Source organism: Vibrio sp. R-1 (assembly GCF_035615595.1).
Lineage (GTDB): Bacteria > Pseudomonadota > Gammaproteobacteria > Enterobacterales > Vibrionaceae > Vibrio > Vibrio cholerae.
The window spans coordinates 1-4,417 of record NZ_WPDC01000145.1; the positions used below are offsets into that span (position 1 = coordinate 1).

A 4,417-nucleotide genomic window follows, 5' to 3' on the forward strand; every position below is an offset into this window, starting at 1 on the left:
ACAACGTGCGAATTAAAGGCTGAGATCGCGTAGCGAGACCCGTTGAACCTGATTCAGTTAGGACTGACGTAGGGAACTATCCTCAACCGCTGGTATTGTCTCACCATTGATTTGCAGTTTGGGATCAGTTCCTGTTTTCACAGGAGCTTTTATGTCAACAATCTCTTCTATTCATACTCCCATAGTGCTGACTATCGCAGGCTCAGATAGCGGTGGTGGTGCTGGAATTCAAGCCGATATCAAAGCCATTTCAGCGACAGGGGGTTACGCCTGCTCAGTGATTACCGCGATTACCGCGCAAAATACGCAGGGTGTTTCCGCCGTTTTTCCTTTGCCATTAGCAGTGGTTGAGCAACAGTTAGACGCCGTGTTTAGCGATATTCCCGTCTTGGCAGTCAAAATTGGTATGCTGGCGGATGCCCCAATCATCACTCTGGTTGCTAAGAAATTACGCCAATATCAACCGAAATGGATTGTGCTCGACCCAGTGATGATCTCAACCAGTGGCCATCATTTATTGGCGGCAGAGGCGGTCGAGACGTTAATACGTGAGCTATTACCGTTAGCCAATCTCATTACGCCTAATCTGCCAGAAGCGGCGGTTTTAGTGGGGATGACACAACAAGAATGGCAGCAGAATCCGCAGCAGGGTATTACCGCGCTTAGTCAGTTAAACACACCAGCGGTACTGCTCAAAGGCGGTCACGACCATCAGCAAGCCAACAGTGATGACTTACTGATTCAAAGTGGTGATAGTCGTCATTTCTGTGCGCCCCGTATTGCTACGAAGAATACGCATGGCACGGGCTGCTCACTCTCATCTGCGATTGCCTCATACTTAGCGCAGGGGGCTGAGTTAGTGGAAGCGGTGGATAAAGCCAAGCAGTATATTCACCAAGCGATTGTGCATGCCGATCAATTAAGGATCGGCCAAGGTTATGGGCCGATACACCATTTTTATCTACTGCAAATAGCGAAAAGTCACCAGAAAAGCCAATAAGAGTGAGCTTGAGGTATAAAAAAACCGTCTCGCTTGAGACGGTTTTTGCATTCAACGGCGTTGAATTAGAAGTTCGCGCTACGTGGAGTACGTGGGAACGGAATAACGTCACGTACGTTACCCATACCAGTTACGTAAGACACGAGACGCTCGAAGCCCAGACCAAAGCCCGCGTGCGGCACTGTGCCGTAACGGCGCAGGTCGCGATACCAGTCCATGTGCTCAGGATCGATGCCAAATTCACGCATACGCGCATCAAGAATATCCAAACGCTCTTCACGCTGTGAACCGCCGATGATTTCACCAATGCCCGGTGCCAAGACGTCCATCGCCGCAACGGTTTTGCCATCTTCGTTCATACGCATGTAGAAGGCTTTGATGTCTTTTGGATAGTTCTTCACGATAACCGGTGCTTTGAAGTGCTCTTCTGCAAGGAAACGCTCGTGCTCAGAAGCCAAATCAATGCCCCATTCAACAGGGAACTCAAACGTTTTGCCGCAGTTTTTCAGAATTTCAATCGCATCGGTGTAATCCACTTGTGCGAAATCAGATTCAACAAATTGCTCAAGACGCGCAATCACTTCGTTATTAATGCGATCGTTAAAGAACTCAAGATCGTCACGACGCTCTGCCAGTACGGCTTTGAACACGTACTTCAGCATGTCTTCCGCCAGTTTTGCTACAGTGTTCAGGTCAGCAAACGCAACTTCAGGTTCAACCATCCAGAATTCCGCCAAGTGACGGCTGGTGTTTGAGTTTTCCGCACGGAATGTTGGGCCGAAAGTGTACACTTTGCTGATCGCACAAGCGTAAGCTTCCGCGTTGAGCTGGCCTGATACAGTCAGGAAGGTTTCTTTGCCAAAGAAGTCTTGGTTGTAATCCACTTTACCTGCGTCAGTACGCGGTAGGTTTTCCATATCCAGCGTTGAAACGCGGAACATTTCACCTGCGCCTTCTGCATCAGAAGCGGTGATCAGTGGAGCTGAAACCCAGAAGTAACCTTGTTCATGGTAGAAACGGTGAATCGCTTGTGCCAAGCAGTTACGAACACGCGCAACCGCACCGATCACGTTAGTACGTGGACGCAGGTGAGCCACTTCACGCAGATATTCAATCGAATGACGCGTTTTCGCCATTGGGTAAGTATCGGCATCTTCAACCCAACCGACGACTTTTACGTCAGACGCAGCCAGTTCGAATGCTTGGCCTGAAGCTGGAGATTCAACAATCTTACCGGTTACTTCAACGGAACAGCCTGTAGTGAGCTTCAGAACTTCGTTGTCGTAATTATTGAGATTATTAGGAACCACGGCCTGAATCGGGTTGAAACAAGAGCCGTCATAGATGGCAAGAAACGAAATTCCAGCTTTGGAATCACGACGTGTGCGAATCCAGCCGCGAACAGTGACTTCACTGTCTACTGCGAGCTTGCCGCTGAGTACGTCATTTACAGGCGCGTAAGTCATGTTTATTACAGTCTCCGTTGAGATATAAAGACATCCCAATGCCATTTGCGCTCGTCATCGCGCAAAAAATAGACGAAACATTGGGTTGTAGAGAGTTTTACAGATTCAACGGAACATATTACCTGTCAATTTGTCAGCTTCAACCTTTAATGTGGTTTCCGCGCAGAATTCTTAGCAATCAAAGTAAATTGATTCAGCAAGGACTCCAATTGTTGTGACAAATGTTCAAGATCGATGCTGATCTCACGCGTCTCACTTGCCGATTGTGATGTGTTGTTCGCGTGATGAGTGATGACATCAACCTTATTTTGGATCTCATGACTGACTTCCGTGGTGCGTTTGGTCTGCTCTTGAATACCCATAGCATGGCTTAGCACTTGTTGCATTTCGCTGACCACACGAGTCATGGCCGCTGAGAGCTCTTCCACTTCGGATGAACGCTGATGCGCATGAGAGCAGACGGTATCGACCGAAGAGAGCGAGGCTTGGCTGTCACGCTGAAATCCTGCGATGATATTTTCAATATTTCCGGTTGCTTCAGTGGTGCGTGATGCAAGATGACGAACTTCATCTGCAACGACAGCAAAACCGCGACCTTGTTCGCCCGCTCGCGCCGCCTCAATAGCGGCATTCAGCGCAAGTAAGTTAGTTTGTTCGGCAATGCCTTTGATCACGCCAAGAATGGATGATACTTGGCCAGTTTGATTATTTAATTCCACAATACGTTGTTTGACCGCCTCAATATCGCCCACCAGATTTTTGATATCTTCACTGGCTGCGTGTGCTTGCTTGGCACTTTGCTGAACAATACTGGTGGTGTGATTGACCAATTTAGATGCTTCTTCGGTAGCAAACTCCACTTGTTGCTGCTTACCTTGCATATCCGTGATGTTGGTTTGCACTTCTGCGGTTTCTTTTTGTTGGTTGTTGGCCGCCTGATCGGTGACTTGCGCGACATTTGTAAGCTTTTTGGCTGAATCAGCAAGGGAATGGGAAGTGTCTTGCACTTGTTGCAAGCTGTCTGACACCGTATCCATCAGGGAGTTGATGGATACCGCCAGTTGTCCGAGTTCATCTTTTCTATCGTTTTCGAGTCGATGGGAAAGATCTTTACTCTTACTCACCTCACACATAAAGGCCGACGTTTTTTGCAAAGGGAGAACGATAATTCTACGCATGAAAAACAGCGTCAACATAAAACCAAACAGCGCAATAACCGACATAATGCCGACACCAATAAGAGTGCGATGATTCACCATTTGCGTTAAGTGGTTAAGATTAAACTCAAGACGAATTACACCAAGCACTTCACCTTCTGGTGCGATGTGACAAGCCACACAGTTAGTACCACGATAGTTTTCACTCGACTTCATCGGCAAGGCAACCACAATGCCTTTCCCCCAATCGGCTTGATAGGGCTCTATAATGGTTTCGCCTTGTAATGCCCGTTGATCAATTTCATCTTTCGGTTGTTGATCCGTGCTTCCGGGGCCATAAATCTTATTTAAAGAAGGCGCTCGAATGACGCGAACTTGTTCAATGCCATCTTGTGCTAATGCTTTTTGGCGTAGCGTCTCTTTTTGTGCCATGGTGCCAGTCAGCATCATCATGTTCAGGCTATCAAAGTAGTTACTGGCTTTGTCGTGCAGCTGCTCACTTAACACGGAATGAATGAGATCTTTTTGCTGCCAATATTGATAAGACGTTGAGCCCGCCAAAACTAAGGCAAACACGGTGATTAATGTCAGCAGCAATTTACTAAGAATGGATGAGTTCATGATAGTTTTGTAATTATAAGTGACCCCGACTTATGTAAATATAGCGTTAATTCACTAGGTGACAAACGTAGACCAATTGTTAGTGTGACCTTAACCAAAGTGTGAGTTTAAATATGAGGTATGACGCATACTCTTAGGGGGGAGTTAAAGCCTATCACATGGATGACTCTTAG

The 4,417-nt window shown here is 47.2% G+C and carries 3 protein-coding genes and 1 riboswitch; of the genes, 1 reads left to right on the forward strand and 2 read right to left on the reverse strand.

Translation table 11 applies throughout. The annotated features are described in order from the left end of the window. Positions 1-92: riboswitch (TPP riboswitch) on the forward strand. This riboswitch is flagged as partial in the annotation. Positions 93-151: 59 nt separating this feature from the next. Beyond that, entirely contained in the window at positions 152-1,000 is an 849-nt protein-coding gene (gene thiD / locus GOU96_RS16920; protein WP_267783176.1) for a bifunctional hydroxymethylpyrimidine kinase/phosphomethylpyrimidine kinase, read from the forward strand. A gap of 65 nt (positions 1,001-1,065) precedes the next feature. Here thiD and asnS read toward each other — a convergent pair whose 3' ends face one another. Next, complete coding sequence (gene asnS / locus GOU96_RS16925) at positions 1,066-2,466, reverse strand: asparagine--tRNA ligase (RefSeq protein WP_033928420.1); 1,401 nt, start codon at positions 2,464-2,466, stop codon at positions 1,066-1,068. A gap of 146 nt (positions 2,467-2,612) precedes the next feature. Further along, a complete protein-coding gene (locus tag GOU96_RS16930; RefSeq protein ID WP_001088888.1) occupies positions 2,613-4,244 on the reverse strand; it encodes a methyl-accepting chemotaxis protein in 1,632 nt (543 codons plus the stop codon). Positions 4,245-4,417 lie beyond the last annotated feature (173 nt).

Coding starts and splice junctions, on each gene's coding strand:
- asnS (WP_033928420.1), bottom strand. CDS start 2,466: ATGACTTACGCGCCTGTAAATGACGTACTCAGCGGCAAGCTCGCAGTA.
- thiD (WP_267783176.1), top strand. CDS start 152: ATGTCAACAATCTCTTCTATTCATACTCCCATAGTGCTGACTATCGCA.
- GOU96_RS16930 (WP_001088888.1), bottom strand. CDS start 4,244: ATGAACTCATCCATTCTTAGTAAATTGCTGCTGACATTAATCACCGTG.